This is a genomic window from Gemmatimonadota bacterium, from assembly GCA_026702745.1.
In the GTDB taxonomy this organism is placed as follows: domain Bacteria; phylum JAAXHH01; class JAAXHH01; order JAAXHH01; family JAAXHH01; genus JAAXHH01.
This window is the reverse complement of record JAPPBT010000001.1, coordinates 25,001-46,550: the sequence shown is the minus strand read 5'-3', so window position 1 is coordinate 46,550 and position 21,550 is coordinate 25,001. Positions and strand designations below refer to the sequence as shown.

The following is a 21,550-nucleotide window of genomic DNA, read 5'->3' as shown; positions in this document are numbered from 1 at the left end:
CACCGCCCTGGACCACGCCGAGCGCCTTGTGGGGGAACTCCTGGATGCCTACCATGGGCAGTTCGGATATTTTCCTGTCAGCCATGGACTAGCCTCTATCGTATACCATGTTGTCGCCGCCCTCGGTAAAAAGGGCGTCGCCGTTTTCCGCGAGCAGCTTGCCGCTGCGGGCGGGCAATGTTATGGATCCGACGCCGGCCTTCAGCCACCAGAAGACGATCAATGCCGCTCTCATGGTCAGAATATCCCTATGATCACGGTGGCCAGCGTCGTTTCAGCATGGTCCAGGATCCTTCTCACGCCGACCAATCCGCTGCCGGGCCCTGTAATCGAGGCACCGCCGGCCAGCGTCACGGTTTCGAGTGTGCCGTCAGCGTACTCCACCCGCAGAGTGCCCTGGGCGGACGTGCCGTTGGCCACAGCGAAGAACCCGTGGCCGGGCAACGTGTAATCGGCGTTGCCCAGGGTAATACTCCTGCGCCCCCTGAAGCATGGCAGCGGATCGTCTCTTCTGTCGAGGTTTGGGCTTGGCATTGTCTTACACTCCTGCTGGCATGATCGTCCGGCGCATAAGCCCGGCCGTATCGGGCACTATCTCGATGTCGATGTTGTCGATGGCGCCCAGGCCGCCCCGCGAATCGACCACCACGGCGCCGATCGCAAGGTCGAGGCCGGCGCGCTCTTCCCACTCGTCATCATCCACCTCGGTCATCAGGCGCACATCGCCGGCGCGGATGAAGGTCAGTCCCAGCTCTTCGGCCTCGAGGACGCCCAGGGCGGATCCCGCCCAGATCCTGAAGGCGTGGGCCCTGTCGACCGAACCGCCGCGAAACCACTGCAGCGAATAGGAAAACGTATAGCTCATGAATGCATCCTGTTCGTCCGGCGCCGTATCGTTCAACCTTGCCCAGGCGTGACCGTCTGCGCGCGCGCGCACCAGGAGGCACGTAGCGTAGGCATCCTCCGGAGAGGGCCCATTGCTGCGTCCAGGGATGACCAGCTGGCGGTCCAGTTCGGATCCGGAAGCCACCCACCTGCGCACGGAGCGCTCGAGGGTTGTCGACGTAGGGGCAATCATGCCGCTCTCCTGATGGCCATGAGCTCCCTGAAGGCGCCCCAGTCGTCCACCATGATTACTCTGTACTCGGTCCCGTTCTCGGCCGGGTACCTGACCACGTCGCCGTCGGCTTCGCCTTCGCGGACCGCATCGGAAGATTCCAGGGTCCAGAACTTCCTGGCCTCCGACAGCCTCAGGCCTTCGGGCAGCTGCTCGCGGTCCTCGCCAGTAACGGGCGCAGTGACAACGAGGATCTGCGTCTCCGTCTCGGCGCCGGGCACCCACTCGCCGTGCTCGTTGCGATCGCCGTCCGCGGTCTTGACGATCACGGCCGCCTCGGTCAGGTAGCTCGAGCGCAGTGCCTGCGCTACGCTCTGGGAGATCTGGCTGCTCATAGCTTCACGGTCCTGTAGGTCACCGCCGTCCGCATCGTTCCGGTATCAATCAGGGGGTTCGTCTTGGGCTTCTTCCGTGCCAGGGTCGATGGCGCATTGGGCGGCTCGCGCAGCTCCACGATCCGCTCCTGGATGGCCTGCTGTACGATCTCGCCGATCTCGTCGCCCAGGGCGTCGCCCACCACCAGGGTCTCGCCCTCCACGTTATCCTTCAGGTGTTCGAAGACCCGTTCCTTGGCAATGCCGAGGGCCTGGCGGAAAAAGGGCCGCTCCGGGACGAGTGTCTTGCCGTCCCGCGTCCTGGTGCCGAACTCGTTCTTGGCGGCCACCGCGGCCACGGGCGTCCCGTCGGGGTACTTGGCCGTGGAGAAGAACCCGATTTCGATCTCGTCCACGCCGATCGCCGTCAGGGCTCTCCTCAAGCTCCGCTGCAGCCTGCGTCCACCCGTTACAGGCATAGCCCGCCTCCATCGTAGCTAGAACACCCTGGCGGTTATTACCAGGGGCGGCGTGCGTCGCTCCAGCGCCAGGAACCGCTGGCCGTACCTGGTCGACGTGAAGAACGACTCGGGCCCGTCCTGGGCCTGCGTGACGTAGGAGACCCGTATCGGCCCCACGCCCTCGCTCTTGACCTCACCCTTCGTAACCTGGCCGGCGGATGCTTGGCGATCGAGCTCATACAGGTGCGCGATCACGTATAGCGTCGCCAGCTTGCGGACGTTGTGAATCTGTACGGCCTCGGCGATCAGCCTGTCGAGGTCGTCGTCCGTCAGTACATCCGAACCTATATCCGGAAACTGGGAGCGGAACTCGTCCCGGGTCGGGGTAGGCAAGGGCGAAACCCTCTCAAGCACCCGAAGGTGGTTTACCAATCGTACTGCGGGCGGGGCAGTTCGCGGTCTGCCCCATTATGGCTGGTAGATCCGCCCGCATCAGCGTGCGCTGTGCGCAGTCCGGAAACCGCGCGAGCGGTTAGATACCGTCGAAGTAGAAGATGGCCGTCGGGCGCTTCACGTTCAGCCCGCTGATCTTGTACTCCATTGGGCTGCAGACCGTGTAACCCTTGTTGATCGTGGTCAGGATCCGCGGGTAGATGGGAATGGCCATCTCCATGACACGGCGGTCGTTGACGGTCACGATCATGCGGTCGGTACTGGATGCCCCGGCCCCTTTGAGCTCCTGGACGGCCTTGAGCATGGGCGTCTCGCCCGTGTACTCGCTCCAGGCGTTGTGGAGCTGGATGTACTGCCAGATCGACCTGTCGGCGTTGTCCCCGATGGGGTCCGACGTGATGATGTTGAACTGGTCGATCGGCAGGTAGATGGTGAGTCCGGAGCGAATCGTCCGCCCGAACACCTCGGCCGTGGCACTGATGACCTGGTTGATGGCGGCCGTAACGAAGTTCCGGATGGCCTCAGACGTGGAGCCGCTGAAATCGACGGGACGCAGGTCCGTGTTGGAGTGCGAGCTGTCGATCTTGGTCACGGCGCCACTGCCCGTCGTCTTCAGGTTGGTGAGGCCCTGAAATCCCCGGTCCTTGTCACCCAAGAGGCCGACCATCTCGATGTGGTCCAGCGCCCCCTGCATGCCCGCTTCCACCGTTTCGGAGTCGAGCGGCACGCCGGCCAGCATGGCCCTGCGCAGGTCCTCCATCGTCCACTCGGGGATGATGCCTGCATACTCCAGGCCGTAGGGCACCAGCCGGACGCCCACGTTGGCGGACGGTGCGGAGGTGCCGTCGTTGTCGATGAACTGGCCCAGGCCGGCCCGGTCGACCACTCGGTAGGCGTAGGTCGCCGCTCCCTCGGGGACATCGGTCACCAGGGGGATGAACTCGGGCAGCCTGAAGCTGGTGTAGAGAATCTCCTCCATCATCGAGTGGATGGCCTGGATGTTGTTGGTCAGATAGCCGAACGCCTGGGCGTTCTGCTCGGGGTTGGCCGCCCGGCGAATGTCGCCGTCGGCGCGGCCCAGAGCGCCAAAGTCGTGCGGCTGGCCACCGAACTCCGCCGCCCGCATGCGCCTCTGGTCCTCCCAGATCCCCGCCTCCTGCATGGAACGGATGTGGGAATACTGGTGGGCTTCTCGTCCGAAGATGTCGGGCATTGTACTCTTCTCCTTGTTACGGTTTGACCAGCATGGCCGGTTTTTGCGTTGCCTGGATCTCAAGGTGACCTAAAAGGCCATCTTGATGGCTAGAAAGCCCGTCCGTTGATTCGGACCTCCGCCAGTTGGTTCGCCGGCACCGGTTCGCGCGAGACGCACACGATCGGGCAGCGCCGCATGGCGGCCAGCAGGGCGTTGACGCCGGTGTTGATCGTCGTGCTTGTCTGGTTCCCCGTCAGGGCCAGGGCCAGGTCGGAAACGGGATTCCACAGATAGTCGTCGCGCTGCCACTCCACCAGCTGATCGTACTCCATGGCCGCACCGGCCATAACGAAGAACGTACCCATCACGCCGACCTTGACGACTGCGTCGTTCTCGTACTCGACGAAGGCCTCGGAGTTGACGCCCGTCGGCGCGGAAGCCAGAGACTTCTGAACCGTGCCCTGGTCGTAGGCCAGGATACCGCACACCTTGGCGCTCTCGGCGTCCGACGTCGGCAGCTTGAAGGAATCCTGGCTCGAGTCGTACACCAGCGCGTCGCCTGGGCGCGGCTTGCGCCCGTTGGCCGGGATGTGCAGGATGCCGGTGTGGTAGTAGTGCGGCTCGTTGGGCCGCGCGAGCTGCCCGGGCCAGCCTTCCTGCTGGTGCGCCCGGTAGCGCTGCTGAATGTTCGTCATCGTGCTGCTCCCTTGCTAGGGGTGGTTTCAGATGTGCTGAAGCATTCTTTGAGTGTCAAATCTTGTCCCGGGACAAGATTCGGCGATCAGGATCTGCTTAAATTAAGCAGAATCAGGACGCCTTCTTCTGGCTCTCCATCCGGCGTAACTCCACAGCCGTCATGGCGCGAGATCCGGACTGCCAGATCTCGGTGCCGCCGCCCGTGCCGATGCCGCTCGTGCCCCTGGACGCGTCCGCGCGCCGCTGGGCGATCTCCTCGATCCGCCCGAGCAGGTAGTCCTCGCTCCTGTCGGCCGCGTTCTCCACCTCGTCGCCGCCTGCGGCCACGAGGATCTCTTTGTCCGTCTTGCCCGCGGTGTCGAACCCGTCGGGCAGCAGGCCGTCGACCTGGCGGAGCAGCGCCACGCGTGCAGCTGCGCGCTTCTCGACGTCCTCCTCGGTCAAGCCTTCGCCGGTGCCGGTACCCTCGCCGGCGCCCTGGTCTGCACCTTCACCAGTGCCCTGGGCACCCGCGGCGCGCGTAAGGCCCGCGGACTCGAGCTTGTCGTCGATGATCTTGCCCAGGCGCTCCTCGAGGGCGCGATCGGCGTCCTTCGCCTCGAGGTCCTTGACCAGGCTTTCCAGCCTGGATGCCAGGGCACTCTCGTTCTCCGAGCCCTTGAACTCGGCCTTCAGATCTTTGATAAGAGCCTGGCGCTCTTCGGTGGTCATGGTGCTTTCTCCTTTGTTAGCGGCCGCCAGCCGGGCGCGGACTGCGTCCGTATCGGCGGGAACGCTGACTATGGACCATTCTACAAGGCGATGACGGCCGTCATCCATGGGCCTGGCCGAGATGCTGGCGGACCGCAGGTGACCCTGGTCCCACAGATTTTTCTTCTCGGCCGCGCGGTCGTTATTCTTCGAGAACTCGAACTCGGCAATAAGCCGGTTGCGATCGTCGAAGTAGAGCTTTGTCGTGCGCCCGATCGGATCTTCCCAGGACTCGTGGGCGTAGAGCACAGACCCGTACTTCATGTACGTGTCGATGTCCATCGTCCGGATCTGGATGGGATAGCCGTCGCCGACGTCGTCGTTGACCGCTATGACCGCGGAGTAGCGGCCGTCGGCCAGACGCTGGATATCCTCGTCCGTGTTGTAGTGGTTACGCACGACGATGTCGATCATGCGTTAACGCTACACAAACGATGAGCACTTTGTCAAAATAAGTTGTAAAATGTTGGAGAGCCGGAAGGTACTAAACGTCTGTGAATCTTGACAGCGGGCGTTAGGTTTCAAGGGACGATCGGGTAATGCGGAGGGTTTTGGAAACCCGTGTCCGCCAGATCGTGTCCTGAGATTTCCATAAACGTCCTTTATGCGAAGTAGGCACCTGGTGAAACTGCTCTGCTGGAATATCGGCCATCGATGGGCGGCATGGAGATCCTTGCCTTATCAGGACGTAGACGTAGTCCTGCTCCAGGAAGGCTATGCACCGCCAGAGGATGTGGCAGACAGGATAGAAGTGGACCCTGCGTCATATTTCAAGGAGGATCCACTGCGACCAGGCAGAAAGGGCAAGGCACTGTCCAGATGTGCTATTGTACGAATTTCCGACAAGGTCAAGGTCGATTATCTGACGGATATACAGTCCAGTCATCCCGGTTGCCTGTCCGCGGCCGTCGTAACTCCTCTTGAAGGCAAGTTCCAGGGCTGGCCGATTCACGTGGTCTCATTCTGTCCAAAGTATGAGACATACCATCCTTCATCCGGCCTTAAAAGCAATGACCTGGTGGACCCGTCGGTACATCGCGTCATATCGGACATCTCGCTCCTGATAGGCAGGAAGGACAGTTTCCGGATGATCGTGGCTGGAGATACTACGGTAATGTACGAAGACGAAGTAGGCGATTACTGGAAGGCCCGCAACCAAGCCGTATTCGACAGGATGTCATCACTCGGGTTGCCCATGATCGGTCCCCAGGGTCCCACCTACTACCATCCCCGTCAAACGCCGGCGACGGCCACCAGGCAACTGGACTACGTGTTCGCTTCGCGAAGCCTGATGCATTCCGTCAGCACAAGGGCACTGAACAGTCCGGCTCAGTGGGGGCCCAGTGATCACTGCAGGATACTTATCGAGGTGTCTTGAGGAACGCTTTGCGCAGGCAGGCGCCGCAGCGGGTTGCGTCCTCGGCGCGGTAGACGAGTGCCTTGCCGCACTCCACGCAGGTGCGGCCGCCATGGCCGTTGAGCGCCGCGGGGCCGGCCTTCACCGCGGCGCCATTGCGATGGTGGCCGTTCACCTTCGACCGTCGAGACGGCTTTGAGAGGTCGTAGTATTCCTGGTCGTAGTGCTTCCTGCACAGGCCCTTGGCCTTCACGGGCCTGTTACATCCCTTCTTCGAGCAGATCTTCACTGACTTATCCACATATCCCCCGAGTTATCCACAGTCCTGGACTGCTTCCTCAAATCTTGCCCCGGGACAAGATTTGGCCTGAGATTCGTAGTGTACGTCATGATAATCCCTGTCTATGCCCGATGGCGCCAGGTATGAACGCCAGGAGCGTCTTCAGGGCCACTGCCATCGAGGGCTCGTCTTCGATCGCTGGCGCTTTCGGGTAAGGAACGACAGCCGCAGACCGAAACGCACTCCAATGTTCATACAGATCGTCCCATATCCGATTCACCACCACCATAACAGCCCCGTTGTCCGGTGGGTCTGTTCCAGGCATTACATCCTCCCCGTCGAAAACCATCGCCTCGGGGTTCAGTTCGGACACGACACCACCAGCATCTCGATAGGCATAGGCATACGCATCGAGTATCAGCTGGCCGTATGAATCGTCTTGTATTCGGACCAGGCTGCGGCCACCCTTTAAACCCTCGGGCGCCTTCCGCTTGTAGTATCCGCATTTGATTCGCCAGAATAGCAGCGCTTCTGCAAACAACGTGAGTGTTGATTCATCCGGGAATTTCAACGGCACGATCTTATCCCCCTATGTCAACATCAACCAGGTAGTCAATCCCGTACTTTTCTCTTTGTGTCCAGTTCGCCTGTGTCACGCGGAGCACCCTCATGCTAGTTTCTGGGTGAAACTGTTGCTCGTTCAGGAAGTTTCCCCAGTCTACATGATCTCCCAGTTCAACCCGCCTGACGCCTTTTCTGATGTTGCCCCTTAGAACGACCCTCGACAAATCTTCCCCGGGTTTCTTCTTGCCGGCGTATTGCTGGGCAACGCCCAATCTATCGGACCAAGAATCCATTCCACCGTATTGCCAGTTCTGTCCCGCTTTGGGAAGGTCAGTGCGTCTCAGTCTTATACCCCTCCAGGAAACGCCGGTTGACCCTGGCTTACATGACTGAACACGTTGATTGTGCAGAGCAGTTTCAGTGGCGTCCAACGCTTCGCCCCGACGTAATTTCTGGTTGAGGTCGCGCTGCAAATGGTATCGGAAGGGGTTGTCGGAATTGTCGGCTATTTCTTCAGTAACGAACGTCCCCTGCTTCTTCGCCCGATCGCGGAACCGCAGGTATTTCTTCTTCCTGGCCTCGATCGCCTTTTCAGTCATCCGTCCTTTCGGTGATTCAAACTGTTTTGAAAAATCCCCGAACGGGTCGGGAGGAAGTTCCGGATCCGGCGTCTTTTTGGGTTTAGGGGACTTTTTGGGAGCTGGCTTCGGCACGGTGGCAGGTGGTTTATTTTTCGGGGCAGAAGGTGTTTTCTGACCCGCCATTGCCTTCAGACGGTCCCGGTCCGCCTTGAGCAGCACCGGGTAGGCCACGCACCGGCACTGAATGTCGTGGCCAGGGGGGCCCGTCCCGTTCGCCGGAGGCTGATCCCACCGGAACATCTTCCCGCCGTTCTCTCTGTGCGTCGGCCGCACGGCCTCGTCAGCGGACGTCCCCCACCTGTATCCCTGGACTCCCAGCTGGCGCTGCCGGATCTCCGTCAAGTTGCCGATCGTCTTCGTGGTCTGGTCGCGGGCGATGCGCCGCAGGTTGTAACCGGTGCTGGCGTATTCCTCGGCCAGGATCTTCGACAGCTTCTGACGGTCGAAGGGCGCGTCCCGGAACTCGCTGCGCAGCCTGTCCGTCAGGCTGTCGTGCATCCGCTGGGGGATGGTTTTGATCAGGCTGACGTTCTCGGCGATCTTGCGGTCGATGAACTGCATGACCTCGGGGCGGGTAAGCAGGAAGGAGATGTCGACGCCCAGGGCGGCCTGGAACGTTTCGATGAGGCGCCGGCGGTGATATCCCCGGACCTTGTCGAAATGCTCCCGGATGAAGTCGATCGGAACCCCGCGGACGGCGGCCGCCTCCACCGCATCGTCAATGGCCCGGTAGACCTGGGTTACGGCTGTAGCTTCACCCAGGCCCGCGCGCAGTCCCTGGAACAGGGGATCGAGGATCTCCCTGCGCAGCTCGCGCTCGTACTGTCGCTCGTGGGCGCGCCTGGCGCGGACGGGTCGGGGGTTACGGGGCATTACTTGTCCTTGTACTTTAGGCCACTTGCCATCAGCAAATACACCACCGAGAACCCCACCAGCGTCCAGGGCCCTGCACCGTTGTAGACGAGAAAACACACTGCGCCGGCGTAGAAACCGAATATCGAGCAGACAATCAGTACGGGAATCATACTTCGCATAATCACCTGAAGAGGGCTACAAGCCATTCTACATAGGCCATCCAAAGCAGTATTGCAGGTGGAGTAGCCAACGCGAGACCGGCAATTATCATACAAGCTTGAATAGCCGTTTTCTTCATGACCTTACCTCCAGTTCGCCGACCGGCTACTGCGCATAATGGTTCTTCTGTAAACGTATGTTTAGTGTTTCCGGGTCTTGGGCTTTTCCGGGTCTCCGCGCCGCGGCGGACGCTCCCTGGGTATCGGCTTGGTCTCCCTGGTCTGCTTCTGGGCCTCGCGGCGGTCCTGCTCGAGGTGACGTCTACTCATCGCCACCACCTCCACCAGGTGGATCCGCAGGACCTCCCGGAGGCGGATCGGGCTCGGGCAGGCCCGGCGCCATCCCCTCGAGCGTGCCGAAGACTGCATCGCCGTCCAGCGCCTCGCGGGCATCATCCTCGTCGATCACTCCGGAGTTGACGGCCGCCATCATGGCCTCGGCCTTGTTCTTGGCGATCGTGGCCTGGTCGACCTCGCTCATATCGGTCAGCGGCAGCCATTCGTATTCGGGCGCCTCGCGGATCCCCGCATTGCGGGCCAGGACCTCGTCCAGGCGCATCAGCGGATCGGTGAGCAGCCTGTTCTGCATGGCGGCCACGTGCTGGGCGTAGTTGACCATATCGGACTCGCCCGTGGCGTTCATCCCGACGGGCGACTGCGACCAGAACCTGGTGGCCGGGATCCCTGCTGCCGCTGCCAGCCGGCGGGCGAACTGCTCCTGGACGTCCTTGATGCCCCCGAAGTTGACAGACACCCGCTCGAACTCCTCATTACCGGCGTCCATCATGAGCAGCCTGAACACGGACTTGTACAGGTTGATGTCCTGGCCGATCTTCTCAGCTGAGGCCTCGTTGTCGTTCTCCGCGGCCGCCAGGGCGTCGCGCAGGTTCGCCACCTTGATGACCGGGATCGAGGCCTCCGTGGCCAGGTGGGCGACCGCGGTGGCGATCGTCTGGTCCTGCATGATGGCCAGGATCGCAGGCACGACCTCGCTGATGCCCCAGTCCCGCTCATAGAGCGTATACCCGTCATCGGACAGCGGCGTGATCCCATCGAAGCGCACGACCCTGGATGCATGTACGTTGAAGCCGAAGCCCCGGGCTGGATTGATGCGGTACACCAGGGCCTGGCCGTAGGTGGGGCTCATGTGATCGTCGTCGCGGACCATCACCGAGGCGTCGAAGCGATCGAACACCTGCAGGCCCACCAGGTCGCCCGGGCGGATCCGCTTTGGATCCATGGGCATCTCGAGGGGCGCCTCCCTCGTCATCATCACCAGGAGGCCCGTGCCGTACAGCCTGCCGGCCTTCATGGCGCGGCCGAGCTTCTGCACGACCTGGTACATCTTCTCGGCCTCGTCCATGGTCTCAGCTGCGGATTCGTTCTCACCTGCTTCCCACTGGCGCCACCTGATCATCATGTCGTCGATCGGGATGTCGATGAATTTTTTACAGGCCCACGATTGAGCATACAGGACTTCAAGGTCCCCTCGCCAGCTGACCCGGGTCGGAGTGAAGAAGGCGTGCTCGGACTTGTCCGCTTGCGTGCCCATGCCGCTGACGGGATTCACGGGCCCGCCCTGGGTGAGGCCGTAGAACTTTCCGTAGGCGGCCGAGCCCGGTCCGGACAGCTGGCGTTGCTTGAGGAAGCGCCTGGCGCGGGCCCTGATGACGGCGCCGCGGATGCGGTTGGGGATCAGATTCATTGGTTTTCTCCTGCATCGGGCGGCTGGATCCGGCCGGCGACAACGACCTTGGGCGGCTCGATCCTGCTGGCGATTTCTTTGATGAGTCGGACGGCTTCGGTCGCGGCGTGGCTGCCCGGACCGGTCGGCTGAACGCCACCGCCTGGTCCAAGTGGTGCTGGGTGGTCGCCGTGCTCGAGGATGTGGGCGACGACGTCGTGGCTCAGTTCCAGACCATGGTTCGTCCTGGCCAGTTCGCGGACCAGGTCGACGGCTTCGGGGTTGATTGAATTGGTCATGAGATCTCCATGGGCAAATCTTGTCTCGGGACAAGATTTGGGGCGAGGCTGCTACTGCGCATAATGTACATTATCAAAACCTATGTTTAGTGTCTATCGTTTTCGGGTTGCCCGCCGTCTTCAGTCGGCGCGAAGCCTCCTACTGGCGGCGGGCTGGGTTGAGGGAACGCTTTGCGAGGATAGCGCTGCCGCCGGGAGGTTGTCCTGGACCCTCGCAAGCTTTCACCGGCCGTCCCTCGCGACCGTAATCCACCCAGGGCCTCCCGAGTTCTGAATCACCTTATGTGGGCCGCGTCAGCCCACCCTCCGAGTCATAGGCGAACGACAGAATAGCCCCGTCGTACGCATCTGGAGACGGCGCGTCGTCAGGCGTCTTGTCGATCTTCATGCGGCCTGACGTGTCCTCCTCCCAGATCGGCTGGTCGAATTCTGCTAATGCCTCCTCGCGGCGCTCGAGCTCCGGACTGATGAACAGGCACTTGTTCATGTCGACGTCGTCGCCCTCCATGAGCCTCTGCGTCAGGTTAGCCCGCAGGCGCATGCCCCAGCCCAACTGCGCGTTGCGACGCTGGAAGAACTGCTCGTTGGTCTGCCCGCGGGTGTAGAGCACCTTCGGGCCCTTGACGGCGCCGCCGAAGTTCTCCGGCCGGATCCCGTAAGTTGGCGAAGGTTTCATCTCGATGAGATGGGACCTGATGCCGGCGCCGACGCCCCCCACGTCGTAGTACAATCTGGTGCCGCCCAGTTCGCGCATGGCACCATCCATGCGCCTGGCCGTCCTGCCCAAGGTGTTCTCGCTCCACCTGTCCAGGCGAAACAGGCACGGACCTCGACGCAGCCCCAGGGCGTTCTTGGCAGCTCCCGTGTCGGCCACGTCCAGGCCGCCGAAAATCACGCCCTTCATATCGTGGGGTCTGATGTCGTACTTCTCCCAGGCCTTCACGCACAAATCCATGAGCGCGTATGGCAGGACCTTGCGCTCGGCGCCTTCGTCGTCCGGCCGTCCCAGCCAGATGTGGGCGTAGCGATCGGGTTGATCGCGTAGGTCGGCCTGGCGCTCGCGCTCCATGGGAGACAATTCGAACCAGGGGTTGTCGGTGTAGTTGATCAGCTTCGTGAAGGCATCGGGTTGCTCGTTTGCCACGAAATACTTGTACACGGGATCGTAGCGGTACCTGGGGTTGAAAGTAAGCCAGATCTCCGAGCCGGGTTTCCTGATGGTCGGGCGCAGGAGTTCCCAAGCCGTCGCCGTCATCATCTCGGCCTGGTCGATCCACACGATGTCGCAGTCCTCCCAGCCCATGATCTCGCGTTCCTGGACGCTGGACAGGCCGCGGAAGAAGAAGAAAGTGCCGTTGGGGTGCGATATGTAATTGTCGCGGATATTGTACCTTGATTGAAGACCGGCGCGTTCGATCGAGGCCTCGAGGACCTTCTTGCTCGACTGATCCAGGCTGAGTTTCCTGTCGCGACATACCGGAACCCTGATAGGCTCGCGGTCGCCCAGGAGCACGAGCGCCAGGCCGACAGACCAGCTTTTCGCTGATCCCCTGCCGCCATATGGAACCTTGTACCGCCATTTGTTCCTCTCTAAAAGAGCGTGTGCCCACCGTGGCTGGTGAAAGGCACCAGGAGGAGGCGGTGAGTCAAGCTCCTGGCTCGTCGGGGGCGTCTTGGTTAGAGTTGTCAGCTTTCCGTTTCCTCAGTTCATCCAGGGCAGGATCTCCCTCGCCATCATCATATATGATCGTGTTGGGCGTATCGAAGTGATGATGGAGGTGCGCATCGTCCTGGAACATACCCAGATGTTTCGCCAGCAACTCCGCGGCCCGCACACGCGCCGACGCGGTGGTATCCGGCCCTTCTCCTTTTGCCTCGGTAGCCAGTAGCTCCAGCACGAAGTCTTGATCTATCTGCGTTCGCTCGGATCTCTCCTTTTGGGCCTCGATGAGCGCAGCCTGAATGTTAGGTTTTGTTAGGTTTTCAGACGCGATGGATCGGGCTGTCTTCTCGCTGTACCCGGCGTCAATCGCGGCCCGGGTAGCGTTCAGGTCGACGAGGTATTCCTGGACGAAGGCCTGCTGCTTCTTGGTGAGTTTGGGCATAAGTATAAGAAAGCCCAGCACTAAACGATTGTCAAGTACCTGGCCGGCGCAGCCTGAACCAGATCCGCTCGAGCACGTGGATCCACCGCGGCGGCGTCCTGTTCGAACGCTCGATATGGTCGGCCAGGGTCCGGAGCCTGAACACGACGTCCTGGTAGGTAGTGCCCGGTGGGCTGTGAATGCTGACGATGACACCCGGTTTCTTCGGTGGAGGGCTGTTTTCAACCTCGTTGATAAGGTCTTCGAGTTCTTTCATCAGGTTCTCCTCTCAGTCTTATGCCAACCGTTTCAGGCGTTCTTCCACCGCTACCCGGAAGTCTGTGTATGGATACCAGCACGACCGAGATACATGGTAGATAAACTTCTCTTCCGTTAAGTGGCAGATACCCAGGAAAGCCATGCTTTCGGGCGGCCCGTCGATGATTTCAATCTCGCGAGTTCTGCACCGCGGCGCCGATATCTTGAACACGTCCCCTACCTTCATGCCCCCTCCTCCTGCGTGTGTGGTCGGCGGGGCCGGGAGTCGAACCCGGACCTCACGGTCGTTGCGAATCACAGTTGCAACTGCCGCCGTGTGTGCTTTCCTGCCGCTACTCGGACCGTGCACAGCCGTTTCGCGATCTCACCACCCCGCCTGACTATTCCGACTTCACCTGATTACTTCCACGAGCCATTCGATGTACTTAACCCACAACATAGTGATCGGTGGACTCAGTAGCATGACCGCGAGGCAAACCAAGACTGTAATCGTTATCGTTCTCTTCATTTCCACCTCCTCCACTTCGCATAAATGAGATTAAGTAAACCTGTGTTTAGTGTTTCTCGCCGCGGAAGTCCTTGATGTCCCTGGATACGTACTTGCGCAACTCGTTGGCTGCCTTCAATTCGTCACCGGTTAAGCGCTTGGAATTAACCAGGAAACACAGAGCTCTTTCGATCATCAGAGCGGCGTCTATGGTCAGATACCACGTCAACTTCTTCTCAGGCCTCGGTACCCGCCTCATGGCTTCACCTCGAGGCGTGCGCCCAGCGCGAAATACAGCTGAGCGTTCAGCCCCAGGAGTTGGCCGTATATGTTTGGGCCGATCCTGGTCGTCGCCAGCCTCAGCTCCTTCATCGCGCCGGCAATCTCCATGCGGGAGGCGTCAGGATCCTCGAGCAACCGGTACGCATCCTCAATGGCCCGTTTCTTTCGCTCTTCGGTTTCCTTCGCCCGGCGCTTGGATTCCTCGAGCGCGGCTTGCTTCTCGGATTCGTTCATGATGCCTCCCATAAATTGAATTCCATCTGCCCTTCGTAGGACAGCTCATCTATCCACTTCAGGACGCGTTTGGCTATCGGTCTCGGTGCCTTCCAGCGACGGACCTGCCAGTCGGTCTCGATGTCGTTCCAGATCTCGGCCCTTGCGGCCTCGAAAGCGGCATGACGATCTTCGAAGGCCTTCCGGTACTTCAACTGGGCAGGAAACGCGTGGCCATACAGATCGATCCGGAGATCGTACGAAAACGACCAGGTCCCCTCGTAGTCAATGAGTTCGATCTTGCATCGCGACCATTGCCGTTCTTCGTCAAGCCAATCTGGCATGGTAATCGTTTCGACTACGTAAGGACCTAGATCCGCGGGCCACTTCGGCTTCTTTGTTCGTCGGGGCAAAGGTCAGTCCGTCCCCGTATGACGGCCACCCTCGTCGAATTTCTGTCGGTCGGCCATGGTGCGCGTCTGGGTATTGTACATCCCCGAAAGCCGCTTCTTTGCCCGGGCAACACGACGGATGGCACAGTTCAACTCCGCCCATATCCTTGAACTGCTTTTCACTCACTCCTGGCATGGTTCCCTCCTACTTCGCATAATTGGCCTTATGTCAACACATGTTTAGCCTGTGAAATCCTGCAGGCGTTTCAACGCGCGGCCCGTCTTTTCGATGTCCCCATGCTCGGCCATCGCCTGGTGCGCTGCCTCGAGCGCCTGGGTCATGCCAGCCACTGCCGGCTGGGTCAACACCTTGTTGGGAAAGTCCCCGCGGTCAGACATGGCCTGGATCTCGCGGTACTGCTCCCGCAGCTCCGTGACACGTTCGATTTCCCGGGTCAACGCTTCAACTAGATTCACAGATTCCTCCCTCATTGGGATATGGTGAGCGCGGCACGGATCTGATCCTCGGTAGCGCATGCCGAGCAGAGATCTCCTTCGACCCAGAAGCATGGACCGGTGAACTCGTCCACACAGGCGGCGTAATCCCAGCATCCGCACACCCGGCAGGTCTGAGCCCCTGGGGGCGCCGGCGGCCCGACGACGATCTCGGGCCATACGAAGTCCATCGTGCCTTTGTATTTCACGGCTGTTCCTCCTTGAGATGCGAAAGCGAACCAAACAGGGGCGTTTCTGGTTCAGGTGGTGGAAGGTGGTCGGGCGTCAGGTCGGTTTCTTCGAACGGTAGGTCGTAGATTCCAAGTTGCCCGCGAACTTTCACTGGCACGTACAGGTCGACGTCGTCCAGTACCCAGGCATAGAGAATGCCGATGCCTGGACATGGGCACTGTGCGGCGATTTCATCTTCAGGCGTCATAACCTTGCAGTCCACCAGCGTTACAACACAGATCAGACAGCCCAGTGGCGGGATGTATGGCTTGGCGTACTTCGACGAGCATATCGCCAGGCGACCGCGGTAGCGCGTGGACCACGTGCGTGTCTCGATGGTTTTCTTACCCGAGGCGATCATGTTCGCCCAGGGCTGACGGACCGAGATGGCTTTCATGGTACCGGCTCCTCGGTACGCTCGTAGGTGCCTTTGTGGATCGGGCAGGCTACCACGACCTTCTCGCCGTTGATGACCACGAGCTTCCGGAACAGGCCGTCCTTCTTCCCGTAGTCCGTGAGGGTGTCGCACTTGACGTTCGCGCCCAGGATCCTCACCCAGGTGGCTTTCAGTTTACGGTTTTTGCTCATCTGTTTTCTCCTCTCGCCTGATCGGTTGATTCATGATTCGCCTCCCCCAGGGTAATGGACTGGACGGGATCGAAAGCGAATCCAGAGGCACAGTCCCACGGGTAATACCAGCCCGAGCTGAGTCCCTCCAGCCGGCGGGACCACTGGTATGGGGTTATGATGACGCCGCAGTATTTCCCGGCTACGCGGTCCCAGTCGATGTTGTCAACCGCCATGTGGTATCCGTACCGCTTGCAGTCATCCATCCACTTGGCCTTGTCCATGTACTCGTCGGTGAACCGATCCAGCTCAATGACGTCAGGGATGATGAGCCAGTCGTCCTCGTTGTTCAGGTGGACCGGATACCGGTATCGCATCCTCTCCGGCCGGAACTGTTCGCCATCGCACCAGTCTGACCAGGTCTGGTTGGCGTTTTCGTCGGAGAACCAGAAGGTCATCTTGGGTTTGAAGCTGCTACCGAAGGGGACGTCCCTGTCCAGGAATGCGTGAAACTGCTGGCGCCGTTCGTCGCCCTCGGGCAGGTCCTCCACTATCCGGGCTTCCTTCTCGACCATTTCATCCCTGCTCTGCAGCCTGACAATCTCCTGCTCACTGAAGTGGTACAGATTCACTGTTATCCTTTCTGTGAACTGTTGCTGGGAGGGATTACCGCGAAGTATCCCTTCTCTCGGGACCGAGGGTACGATCTCCATCCGCGGGGCGATGGATCCTTGGCCCAATTCCGGACGTCATCGATCCGGACTTTCCACCTGCTCGCGGGCAGCCGACCCACGCAGGCCTGCTTGAACATCTGATACAGATCCAGCGCGGTATGGTCATCGGTCGCGTACGCCAGCATGGCCAGGGCCAGCTGGGAGGGCCCGGATCCGCCGTAGCCCCATTCGAATCCCGTGGGGCTGTGGTTTCGCAGATCCAGGCGAAGGGGAAGCTCGTACTGTGTCTTCCGGATGTAGGTGGAGATCAGTGAAACGAAGCATTCTCCATTCGAAAGCCTGTATCCATGGAACTTATCGTGCTGCATTTCCATCATCACATCGCCCTTCCCAGTTCGTCGGCGGCGATGGCTGCGCCGCAGTCCTTCAGCCTCTGCAGCGCCATGCCCTTGATGTCCGCGACTCTGAACCTCGCGGAATCCACCACCAGGCCCTTCGTGTCTTTGATCGCGGTCACCCGGCCGTTCTGCACGTAGACGTGGATCTCAACGAGCTCGTCGTAATGGGTATAGAGCTTCAGGGGAACGACGACCTCATTGATTGTTTGCATGTAATGGGTCATGAAATCTCTCCTCCGTTGTAGCAGGTTGTACAGACGCCATTAGGGTGACGTCCGAACAGAACGTCCGAGAACCGCCCGCATTTTTTGCATCGCAATCTCTTATTTGATAATTTGCTATTTGCCCTATAAGGATCGCGCGAGGCGTTTCCTGCCATGGGTGGCAGTTTTCCCTGCCGCGGGTGGCAGTTTTCCCTGCCATGGGTGGCAGTTTCTGCGATCTCGTTTCTGCCACGGGTGGCAGTTTTGACGAGATAGATGCGCCTCCTGATCCGGACAATCCAACCACCTTCAATCAATGAATTGATACCCCTATGTGCCGTCCGATCTGGAATCCCTGCTGGAACGCAGAACGCCAGGACTCTCGAAACGTGCACGGGGCTTTTCCCATCTCTGGTCAGCGCTGAAATCACCAGCAGGACGTTGATGTCCGGTCTTGGGAGTGAAATAGCTTCGTTGCTGAGCGAAGTGTATTCTCCCGGCAGTTCGTCAAGCCTGGGCATTATCCTCCTCTACCTCGACACCTTCCTGTCTTGCCCACGTCTTGAACAGAACCACGCTTTGAGGATCGCCCCATACGATTACGTTCTTGGTGCGGGCCGCCTTCATGATGGTCTGGCGCCGCTTCGCCATGAACCCAGCGTCGCGGCTGGCCGGCAGCATGACGGCCGCCCTGGTCCTGTTGTCCTGCTGAACCCATTTGAAGTAGCTATTCGCTTCTCGAAATCCCGTTCGAAGGTAGATCATCAGCACGCCGCCTTTCTTTGGCCTTCATGCCAGAAGCTATTCTGCCCTCGGCAGGATATGGTCGAGGTCGTTTCGAACGATGATGTCCATCAGATCCTTGTACTGGTCCCGCGCTGCGTCCAGTGAAGCGGCGAGCTGCTGTTTCTCGACCTTCAGGTCCTCGAGCTCGTCATCCTTCCGTGTCAGCTGCTGCTGCAGGCGCTGCTTCGCCATCCTTTCCTTGTTCAAAGCCTGCTTGGCCTGGTCGTAGACGTCGCGGACCTTGAAGAGCTCGCCCTGCACCGATTCGATCGCGGCGTCCCTGCGACCGACCTCATCCTCGAGGGCTTTGACCTCGAGCTGCAGCGCGTCGACTTTGCTTAGGCGCCCTCCGATTACCGGTTTCGCCTCGATGTCGGGCTGAACGTCCTCGTCCGTCACGTCCTCGACCTCGGTCTGGATCTCGACGCCACCCACATATTCGTGTACTTCAGGCTCGGACTGTTGAGTGGGAAACCCATCTGGTGGGTTCGAAGAAGGCGGTGGGGAATCGTCGCCAGGATGTGGCGGTGGACTGTCATCGGTGGGGGCGTATGCGTACTCGTCGTTGGGGTCCAGGTGCTCTTGGCCGGACCATTGAAATGGATCATCCATTACCGCGGTTTCTTCCGCCCCCTGGGAGAGATATGCCCGGACGGACTTGACGTCGCCCGCCTCAACGTAGCTGCAGCTTTCTCTGAACTTGATGAGCCGCCAGATCCACGCCGGGTCGTGCCCCAGCGCGTTTCGGCAGTAGTCCTCCCAGTGGCCGTGAGGAACGAGAGCTCGCATCTCTTTAGCCGCGGCGCCGGCGTCCCACATGGCCTGTTTGCCTTCGCCGAATTTGCGTTCCGCGCTCTTGAGCGCGTCCCAGAACGTCTTGTTGTGTTCGCCCAGTTCAACCTGGTGGTCGACCGTCAATCCGTAATGCCGATGATCCATTTATGATTTCCTTTCTGTGTGGGACGTGGTCAGTTTGCGGCCGTCTCCGCCAGTATCCTGGCGTGGTTGTTCCTGCAGAAGTCCGAGCAGTACATCGGTTCGTCGGGGATGCCGCCCGTGAACGGCACCGACGCATCGCAGTGCGGATGCCCGCACGGCACCCGGTTCCTGGGCAGCTTCTTGTCTGCCGCGGGTGGGTCCGGATCCGCACCTTCTGCGGCGGTGGAGGCAGAATCGCTGGCTGCCTCCTCTTTCTTTTTTGACCTGGACGATCTAGGGTTGGCCTTGTCGTAGTGCTTACGGCACAGGCCTTTGGCGACCACTACGTTGGTGCATCCCCTCTTACTGCATGTCTTCTTGACCGCGGGCTTCTCACGCGTGGTGGCCTTCCGGGTTGCCTTAGCAGTTACGTCGGCCTCCGGATCCTTGACGTTGCTTCCGGTCGAGTCCTGTACGCCGGCGTCGTCCTTCGACACGGAGCGCGCCGCGGCAAAAAACTCATCCTCTCTCTCGAAATCCGTCAGCACATCGAGCGCGTTGCGCAGCAATGCTGCTTCTTCCTCGAGGGCCGCCAGCCTGTCTTCGACGTACTTTCTGAATTTGCTACTCATCGGACTCCTCCTTATTGATGTCTAGGCGCTGAAGCGCGCACTTTCAGCGGCTTCAGCAGCCTGGTGGGTCAGAATGGAAGATCGTCGTCGTCGATCGGCGGCGGTTCCTCCTGCGGCGGAGGGCTTTCCCCGTTAAAATCGAGCCCCGCCTGATCCTGCGCGGCTGATCCATCACCTGAAGGTAGTTCACTGCCTCCATGGGCTTCCGCGCGGCGCTTCGTCGCCTCGTAATCGTCTTTGGCCTGGTTGTAGGCCGCGAGCGCGTTGTCGACATGCTGGTTCGTGAGCCCTGCGTGTTCCGCGGCGCGGCGCAGATCCGTGGCCAGCTGCTCGTTGCCGATGTCTTCCATGTCGTCGGCCTTTCCGCGCAGCATCGCCCGCTGCTTTTCGCTGGCTTTCTGGTCGGGGTTGCCGCGGCGGGCGCCTCCGCCCCCATGCCCGCCCCCGCCGTTGCCAGGCCGGGGATTTTCGTCTTCTTCGTAGAGGTAGAGCGCGATCCCGAAAAGCGACGCGCATTTCTTCAGGGCGTCGGTTCCGGCGCCCTTGAGTCCCTCACCGTAGGTCGCGCCGTCGTCGTCTCCGGAACCGAACTGCTGACGTGGAACGCCTTCGATCGTCAGCTTCCCGACGACTGCGATCTGGTTGTACTCGACGTCGTAGGGTTTGTTGTCGCGGTCGTACCGTGTTTCCTTGACCATGATCGAGCTCACGAAGTCGACTTCGAACTCCCAGTCAGGCGCGACCTCGTTGAGCCGGCGGATGACTGGCGGCGCCGGTACGTACCGGATCGTCTTCCCGCCGCGGACCTTGCGGCTGCGCACGGCGTCATTGTCGAATTCCTTCTCGAATGCCTCGTACAACCCGGCGAGTTTGCTCTTATCCTGACTCATGACGCCTCCGATCCGGAGATATCAGTTTAGGCGCGTTGTCTCCGAACTTCCACGTGGGCCCGTATTCGGGCCGCGGGGCGCAGTTTTCGACCCTGTAGCACGAACCCTCCCGGTCCGTCAGGCAGTTGTGGCGACAGGCCTTTCCGTCAGCACAGACGACAACTTCTCCGACCAGCTGGTGGGTTGCGTCAGGGAAGACCTCTATCAGCCTGGCGTCGGTGGCTGCGGTCAGGTCGCGCATCAAGTCCGGAAACAGTGTCCCGTTGCTCACCGGATGCGCCGGTGGCTCGTCCTCGGCAACGGGATGGTGGACGCCATGGCGGTACCAGGTCTCCCAGGCTTTCATGCTTTCGATGAATGCGCTGTTCTCGGCGTCCTGGCGCAGAAAATCCTCCCGCGTCTGCGGAGGCTGGTATTTGCGGTCATTCATCGCGCGCACCTCCATGACCGTTCCCCACGGCCTCCGATGGAGCTTCGCCCCCTGCTAAGGGTGCTTCAGCACCGTCCTGGCGGACTGCGATTTCCAGGTATTGGCGGATGGCTTCCGCGACTGTGATGCCGGCAGCATCCGCCCGAAACTTGATGTCGTGATACAGATCGTCGGGTAGTACCAGGTGTACCCTCGAATTCATGGGTTTCTTGGGTTGTAGCATCGTTAACCTCCCGTAGTGGGGTTTTCACCCTCCCGGGCGCCCGTTTGGCCAGCACAGGCCGCGCACGGGCGCCTTGAGGGGTTCTGTTAGATGTCCTGGAACACCTTCCCGATAAGCCAGTTCACCAGGACGAACATGCCCAGGAACATGCCGATCAGGATCAACAGCAGCGAGGTCAGGTCGTAGATCTGGATCAGAACCATGCGGAATCCTTTCGCGTTTCTGGCGGCCGGCTACGGATCTATCTGGTGGACGTCGAATTTGATGCGCATCGCCTCTTTGAAACGGTCGACACTCGCCCTGCAGTTCTTCAACGAGCGGTAGTTCTGTGGTGCCTGGGCAATAGGTGTTTCGTCCTGCAGCAGCTCCCAGGTGGACTTGCCCTGCTTTCCAGCACTGATGATTCTGATTTCTAATGCCATCGTTTAGCTTCTCCCTGCTCGCACTCCGGCACCGGAAGGTGAAAGCGTCCCAGATGCAGA

Annotated in this window: 35 protein-coding genes and 1 tRNA gene; 1 reads left to right on the top strand and 35 read right to left on the bottom strand. The window is 60.4% G+C overall.

Annotation, left to right across the window (positions count from 1 at the left end):
• Positions 1–88 precede the first annotated feature (88 nt).
• The 9 genes from OXH56_00305 to OXH56_00265 all read right to left on the bottom strand — a co-directional run bounded on the left by OXH56_00305 (position 89) and on the right by OXH56_00265 (position 5,400).
• Positions 89–235, bottom strand: coding sequence for a hypothetical protein (locus OXH56_00305; protein ID MCY3553738.1), 147 nt, complete (start codon positions 233–235; stop codon positions 89–91).
• 2 nt (positions 236–237) lie between these two features.
• Complete coding sequence (locus tag OXH56_00300) at positions 238–534, bottom strand: hypothetical protein (GenBank protein MCY3553737.1); 297 nt, start codon at positions 532–534, stop codon at positions 238–240.
• A gap of 4 nt (positions 535–538) precedes the next feature.
• A complete protein-coding gene (locus OXH56_00295; GenBank protein ID MCY3553736.1) occupies positions 539–1,078 on the bottom strand; it encodes a hypothetical protein in 540 nt (179 codons plus the stop codon).
• Complete coding sequence (locus OXH56_00290) at positions 1,075–1,452, bottom strand: hypothetical protein (protein ID MCY3553735.1); 378 nt, start codon at positions 1,450–1,452, stop codon at positions 1,075–1,077. The genes OXH56_00295 and OXH56_00290 overlap by 4 nt, the downstream gene beginning before the upstream one ends.
• On the bottom strand, positions 1,449–1,910 hold the full coding sequence (locus tag OXH56_00285) for a hypothetical protein (protein MCY3553734.1): 462 nt from the start codon (positions 1,908–1,910) through the stop codon (positions 1,449–1,451). The genes OXH56_00290 and OXH56_00285 overlap by 4 nt, the downstream gene beginning before the upstream one ends.
• An 18-nt stretch (positions 1,911–1,928) precedes the next feature.
• Positions 1,929–2,285, bottom strand: a complete 357-nt coding sequence (locus OXH56_00280; protein MCY3553733.1) for a DUF4054 domain-containing protein — start codon at positions 2,283–2,285, stop codon at positions 1,929–1,931.
• Positions 2,286–2,424: 139 nt separating this feature from the next.
• Positions 2,425–3,558: a DUF2184 domain-containing protein gene (locus OXH56_00275; GenBank protein ID MCY3553732.1), complete on the bottom strand. Its 1,134-nt coding sequence runs from the start codon at positions 3,556–3,558 to the stop codon at positions 2,425–2,427.
• Positions 3,559–3,647: 89 nt separating this feature from the next.
• A complete protein-coding gene (locus OXH56_00270) occupies positions 3,648–4,235 on the bottom strand; it encodes a hypothetical protein (GenBank protein ID MCY3553731.1) in 588 nt (195 codons plus the stop codon).
• 112 nt (positions 4,236–4,347) lie between these two features.
• A complete protein-coding gene (locus tag OXH56_00265; GenBank protein ID MCY3553730.1) occupies positions 4,348–5,400 on the bottom strand; it encodes a hypothetical protein in 1,053 nt (350 codons plus the stop codon).
• Between the two features lie 604 nt (positions 5,401–6,004).
• Here OXH56_00265 and OXH56_00260 point away from each other — a divergent pair.
• Entirely contained in the window at positions 6,005–6,364 is a 360-nt protein-coding gene (locus OXH56_00260) for a hypothetical protein (GenBank protein ID MCY3553729.1), read from the top strand.
• On the opposite strand, the gene OXH56_00255 is transcribed toward OXH56_00260, so the two are convergent.
• The 26 genes from OXH56_00255 to OXH56_00130 form a co-directional block, all read right to left on the bottom strand.
• Entirely contained in the window at positions 6,348–6,644 is a 297-nt protein-coding gene (locus OXH56_00255) for a hypothetical protein (protein ID MCY3553728.1), read from the bottom strand. The two genes, OXH56_00260 and OXH56_00255, sit on opposite strands and share 17 nt — an antisense overlap.
• Positions 6,645–6,729: 85 nt before the next feature.
• Positions 6,730–7,200 (bottom strand): hypothetical protein, encoded by a 471-nt coding sequence (locus tag OXH56_00250; GenBank protein MCY3553727.1) that lies wholly within the window; start codon positions 7,198–7,200, stop codon positions 6,730–6,732.
• A 4-nt stretch (positions 7,201–7,204) separates the two neighbouring features.
• Positions 7,205–8,701 (bottom strand): minor capsid protein, encoded by a 1,497-nt coding sequence (locus OXH56_00245; GenBank protein ID MCY3553726.1) that lies wholly within the window; start codon positions 8,699–8,701, stop codon positions 7,205–7,207.
• A gap of 341 nt (positions 8,702–9,042) precedes the next feature.
• Complete coding sequence (locus tag OXH56_00240) at positions 9,043–9,171, bottom strand: hypothetical protein (protein ID MCY3553725.1); 129 nt, start codon at positions 9,169–9,171, stop codon at positions 9,043–9,045.
• Positions 9,164–10,606: a DUF1073 domain-containing protein gene (locus OXH56_00235; GenBank protein MCY3553724.1), complete on the bottom strand. Its 1,443-nt coding sequence runs from the start codon at positions 10,604–10,606 to the stop codon at positions 9,164–9,166. The genes OXH56_00240 and OXH56_00235 overlap by 8 nt, the downstream gene beginning before the upstream one ends.
• The gene (locus OXH56_00230) at positions 10,603–10,884 is read right to left on the bottom strand and encodes a hypothetical protein (protein MCY3553723.1); all 282 of its coding nucleotides are present in this window, start codon (positions 10,882–10,884) and stop codon (positions 10,603–10,605) included. Before OXH56_00230 ends, OXH56_00235 begins: the two co-directional genes overlap by 4 nt.
• Positions 10,885–11,164: 280 nt before the next feature.
• Entirely contained in the window at positions 11,165–12,574 is a 1,410-nt protein-coding gene (locus tag OXH56_00225; GenBank protein ID MCY3553722.1) for a phage terminase large subunit, read from the bottom strand.
• Complete coding sequence (locus OXH56_00220; protein ID MCY3553721.1) at positions 12,531–12,989, bottom strand: terminase small subunit; 459 nt, start codon at positions 12,987–12,989, stop codon at positions 12,531–12,533. Before OXH56_00220 ends, OXH56_00225 begins: the two co-directional genes overlap by 44 nt.
• Positions 12,990–13,020: 31 nt before the next feature.
• On the bottom strand, positions 13,021–13,245 hold the full coding sequence (locus OXH56_00215) for a hypothetical protein (GenBank protein ID MCY3553720.1): 225 nt from the start codon (positions 13,243–13,245) through the stop codon (positions 13,021–13,023).
• Between the two features lie 248 nt (positions 13,246–13,493).
• Positions 13,494–13,579: transfer RNA gene (locus OXH56_00210), tRNA-OTHER, on the bottom strand.
• Positions 13,580–13,801: 222 nt separating this feature from the next.
• Positions 13,802–13,993 (bottom strand): hypothetical protein, encoded by a 192-nt coding sequence (locus OXH56_00205; protein ID MCY3553719.1) that lies wholly within the window; start codon positions 13,991–13,993, stop codon positions 13,802–13,804.
• Positions 13,990–14,250 carry a hypothetical protein gene (locus tag OXH56_00200; GenBank protein MCY3553718.1) on the bottom strand — a complete coding sequence of 87 codons (261 nt, stop codon included), beginning with the start codon at positions 14,248–14,250 and terminating at the stop codon, positions 13,990–13,992. Before OXH56_00200 ends, OXH56_00205 begins: the two co-directional genes overlap by 4 nt.
• Entirely contained in the window at positions 14,247–14,573 is a 327-nt protein-coding gene (locus OXH56_00195; GenBank protein MCY3553717.1) for a hypothetical protein, read from the bottom strand. Before OXH56_00195 ends, OXH56_00200 begins: the two co-directional genes overlap by 4 nt.
• Positions 14,574–14,861: 288 nt before the next feature.
• Positions 14,862–15,098: a hypothetical protein gene (locus OXH56_00190; protein MCY3553716.1), complete on the bottom strand. Its 237-nt coding sequence runs from the start codon at positions 15,096–15,098 to the stop codon at positions 14,862–14,864.
• A gap of 11 nt (positions 15,099–15,109) precedes the next feature.
• On the bottom strand, positions 15,110–15,325 hold the full coding sequence (locus OXH56_00185; protein MCY3553715.1) for a hypothetical protein: 216 nt from the start codon (positions 15,323–15,325) through the stop codon (positions 15,110–15,112).
• Positions 15,322–15,744 (bottom strand): ASCH domain-containing protein, encoded by a 423-nt coding sequence (locus tag OXH56_00180; GenBank protein MCY3553714.1) that lies wholly within the window; start codon positions 15,742–15,744, stop codon positions 15,322–15,324. Before OXH56_00180 ends, OXH56_00185 begins: the two co-directional genes overlap by 4 nt.
• Positions 15,741–15,935, bottom strand: coding sequence for a hypothetical protein (locus OXH56_00175; protein ID MCY3553713.1), 195 nt, complete (start codon positions 15,933–15,935; stop codon positions 15,741–15,743). Before OXH56_00175 ends, OXH56_00180 begins: the two co-directional genes overlap by 4 nt.
• A complete protein-coding gene (locus tag OXH56_00170) occupies positions 15,932–16,546 on the bottom strand; it encodes a hypothetical protein (protein ID MCY3553712.1) in 615 nt (204 codons plus the stop codon). The genes OXH56_00175 and OXH56_00170 overlap by 4 nt, the downstream gene beginning before the upstream one ends.
• Positions 16,547–16,548: 2 nt before the next feature.
• Positions 16,549–16,968 (bottom strand): DUF6166 domain-containing protein, encoded by a 420-nt coding sequence (locus tag OXH56_00165; protein MCY3553711.1) that lies wholly within the window; start codon positions 16,966–16,968, stop codon positions 16,549–16,551.
• Positions 16,965–17,198: a hypothetical protein gene (locus OXH56_00160; protein MCY3553710.1), complete on the bottom strand. Its 234-nt coding sequence runs from the start codon at positions 17,196–17,198 to the stop codon at positions 16,965–16,967. Before OXH56_00160 ends, OXH56_00165 begins: the two co-directional genes overlap by 4 nt.
• A 498-nt stretch (positions 17,199–17,696) precedes the next feature.
• The gene (locus OXH56_00155) at positions 17,697–17,954 is read right to left on the bottom strand and encodes a hypothetical protein (protein ID MCY3553709.1); all 258 of its coding nucleotides are present in this window, start codon (positions 17,952–17,954) and stop codon (positions 17,697–17,699) included.
• A 36-nt stretch (positions 17,955–17,990) separates the two neighbouring features.
• Positions 17,991–18,914, bottom strand: coding sequence for a hypothetical protein (locus tag OXH56_00150; protein ID MCY3553708.1), 924 nt, complete (start codon positions 18,912–18,914; stop codon positions 17,991–17,993).
• Positions 18,915–18,943: 29 nt separating this feature from the next.
• Positions 18,944–19,525 (bottom strand): hypothetical protein, encoded by a 582-nt coding sequence (locus OXH56_00145; GenBank protein ID MCY3553707.1) that lies wholly within the window; start codon positions 19,523–19,525, stop codon positions 18,944–18,946.
• 68 nt (positions 19,526–19,593) lie between these two features.
• Positions 19,594–20,415 carry a Rad52/Rad22 family DNA repair protein gene (locus OXH56_00140; protein ID MCY3553706.1) on the bottom strand — a complete coding sequence of 274 codons (822 nt, stop codon included), beginning with the start codon at positions 20,413–20,415 and terminating at the stop codon, positions 19,594–19,596.
• Entirely contained in the window at positions 20,402–20,845 is a 444-nt protein-coding gene (locus OXH56_00135) for a hypothetical protein (protein ID MCY3553705.1), read from the bottom strand. The genes OXH56_00140 and OXH56_00135 overlap by 14 nt, the downstream gene beginning before the upstream one ends.
• A 456-nt stretch (positions 20,846–21,301) precedes the next feature.
• Positions 21,302–21,490 (bottom strand): hypothetical protein, encoded by a 189-nt coding sequence (locus OXH56_00130; protein MCY3553704.1) that lies wholly within the window; start codon positions 21,488–21,490, stop codon positions 21,302–21,304.
• Between the last annotated feature and the right edge of the window lie 60 nt (positions 21,491–21,550).

Bases quoted from the DNA above. Each gene is read 5' to 3' on its own strand.
- OXH56_00305 (MCY3553738.1), bottom strand. From the start codon at position 235: ATGAGAGCGGCATTGATCGTCTTCTGGTGGCTGAAGGCCGGCGTCGGA.
- OXH56_00300 (MCY3553737.1), bottom strand. From the start codon at position 534: ATGCCAAGCCCAAACCTCGACAGAAGAGACGATCCGCTGCCATGCTTC.
- OXH56_00295 (MCY3553736.1), bottom strand. From the start codon at position 1,078: ATGATTGCCCCTACGTCGACAACCCTCGAGCGCTCCGTGCGCAGGTGG.
- OXH56_00290 (MCY3553735.1), bottom strand. From the start codon at position 1,452: ATGAGCAGCCAGATCTCCCAGAGCGTAGCGCAGGCACTGCGCTCGAGC.
- OXH56_00285 (MCY3553734.1), bottom strand. From the start codon at position 1,910: ATGCCTGTAACGGGTGGACGCAGGCTGCAGCGGAGCTTGAGGAGAGCC.
- OXH56_00275 (MCY3553732.1), bottom strand. From the start codon at position 3,558: ATGCCCGACATCTTCGGACGAGAAGCCCACCAGTATTCCCACATCCGT.
- OXH56_00270 (MCY3553731.1), bottom strand. From the start codon at position 4,235: ATGACGAACATTCAGCAGCGCTACCGGGCGCACCAGCAGGAAGGCTGG.
- OXH56_00265 (MCY3553730.1), bottom strand. From the start codon at position 5,400: ATGATCGACATCGTCGTGCGTAACCACTACAACACGGACGAGGATATC.
- OXH56_00245 (MCY3553726.1), bottom strand. From the start codon at position 8,701: ATGCCCCGTAACCCCCGACCCGTCCGCGCCAGGCGCGCCCACGAGCGA.
- OXH56_00240 (MCY3553725.1), bottom strand. From the start codon at position 9,171: ATGAGTAGACGTCACCTCGAGCAGGACCGCCGCGAGGCCCAGAAGCAG.
- OXH56_00235 (MCY3553724.1), bottom strand. From the start codon at position 10,606: ATGAATCTGATCCCCAACCGCATCCGCGGCGCCGTCATCAGGGCCCGC.
- OXH56_00230 (MCY3553723.1), bottom strand. From the start codon at position 10,884: ATGACCAATTCAATCAACCCCGAAGCCGTCGACCTGGTCCGCGAACTG.
- OXH56_00220 (MCY3553721.1), bottom strand. From the start codon at position 12,989: ATGCCCAAACTCACCAAGAAGCAGCAGGCCTTCGTCCAGGAATACCTC.
- OXH56_00215 (MCY3553720.1), bottom strand. From the start codon at position 13,245: ATGAAAGAACTCGAAGACCTTATCAACGAGGTTGAAAACAGCCCTCCA.
- OXH56_00205 (MCY3553719.1), bottom strand. From the start codon at position 13,993: ATGAGGCGGGTACCGAGGCCTGAGAAGAAGTTGACGTGGTATCTGACC.
- OXH56_00200 (MCY3553718.1), bottom strand. From the start codon at position 14,250: ATGAACGAATCCGAGAAGCAAGCCGCGCTCGAGGAATCCAAGCGCCGG.
- OXH56_00195 (MCY3553717.1), bottom strand. From the start codon at position 14,573: ATGCCAGATTGGCTTGACGAAGAACGGCAATGGTCGCGATGCAAGATC.
- OXH56_00180 (MCY3553714.1), bottom strand. From the start codon at position 15,744: ATGAAAGCCATCTCGGTCCGTCAGCCCTGGGCGAACATGATCGCCTCG.
- OXH56_00175 (MCY3553713.1), bottom strand. From the start codon at position 15,935: ATGAGCAAAAACCGTAAACTGAAAGCCACCTGGGTGAGGATCCTGGGC.
- OXH56_00160 (MCY3553710.1), bottom strand. From the start codon at position 17,198: ATGCAAACAATCAATGAGGTCGTCGTTCCCCTGAAGCTCTATACCCAT.
- OXH56_00155 (MCY3553709.1), bottom strand. From the start codon at position 17,954: ATGATCTACCTTCGAACGGGATTTCGAGAAGCGAATAGCTACTTCAAA.
- OXH56_00150 (MCY3553708.1), bottom strand. From the start codon at position 18,914: ATGGATCATCGGCATTACGGATTGACGGTCGACCACCAGGTTGAACTG.
- OXH56_00145 (MCY3553707.1), bottom strand. From the start codon at position 19,525: ATGAGTAGCAAATTCAGAAAGTACGTCGAAGACAGGCTGGCGGCCCTC.
- OXH56_00140 (MCY3553706.1), bottom strand. From the start codon at position 20,415: ATGAGTCAGGATAAGAGCAAACTCGCCGGGTTGTACGAGGCATTCGAG.
- OXH56_00135 (MCY3553705.1), bottom strand. From the start codon at position 20,845: ATGAATGACCGCAAATACCAGCCTCCGCAGACGCGGGAGGATTTTCTG.
- OXH56_00130 (MCY3553704.1), bottom strand. From the start codon at position 21,490: ATGGCATTAGAAATCAGAATCATCAGTGCTGGAAAGCAGGGCAAGTCC.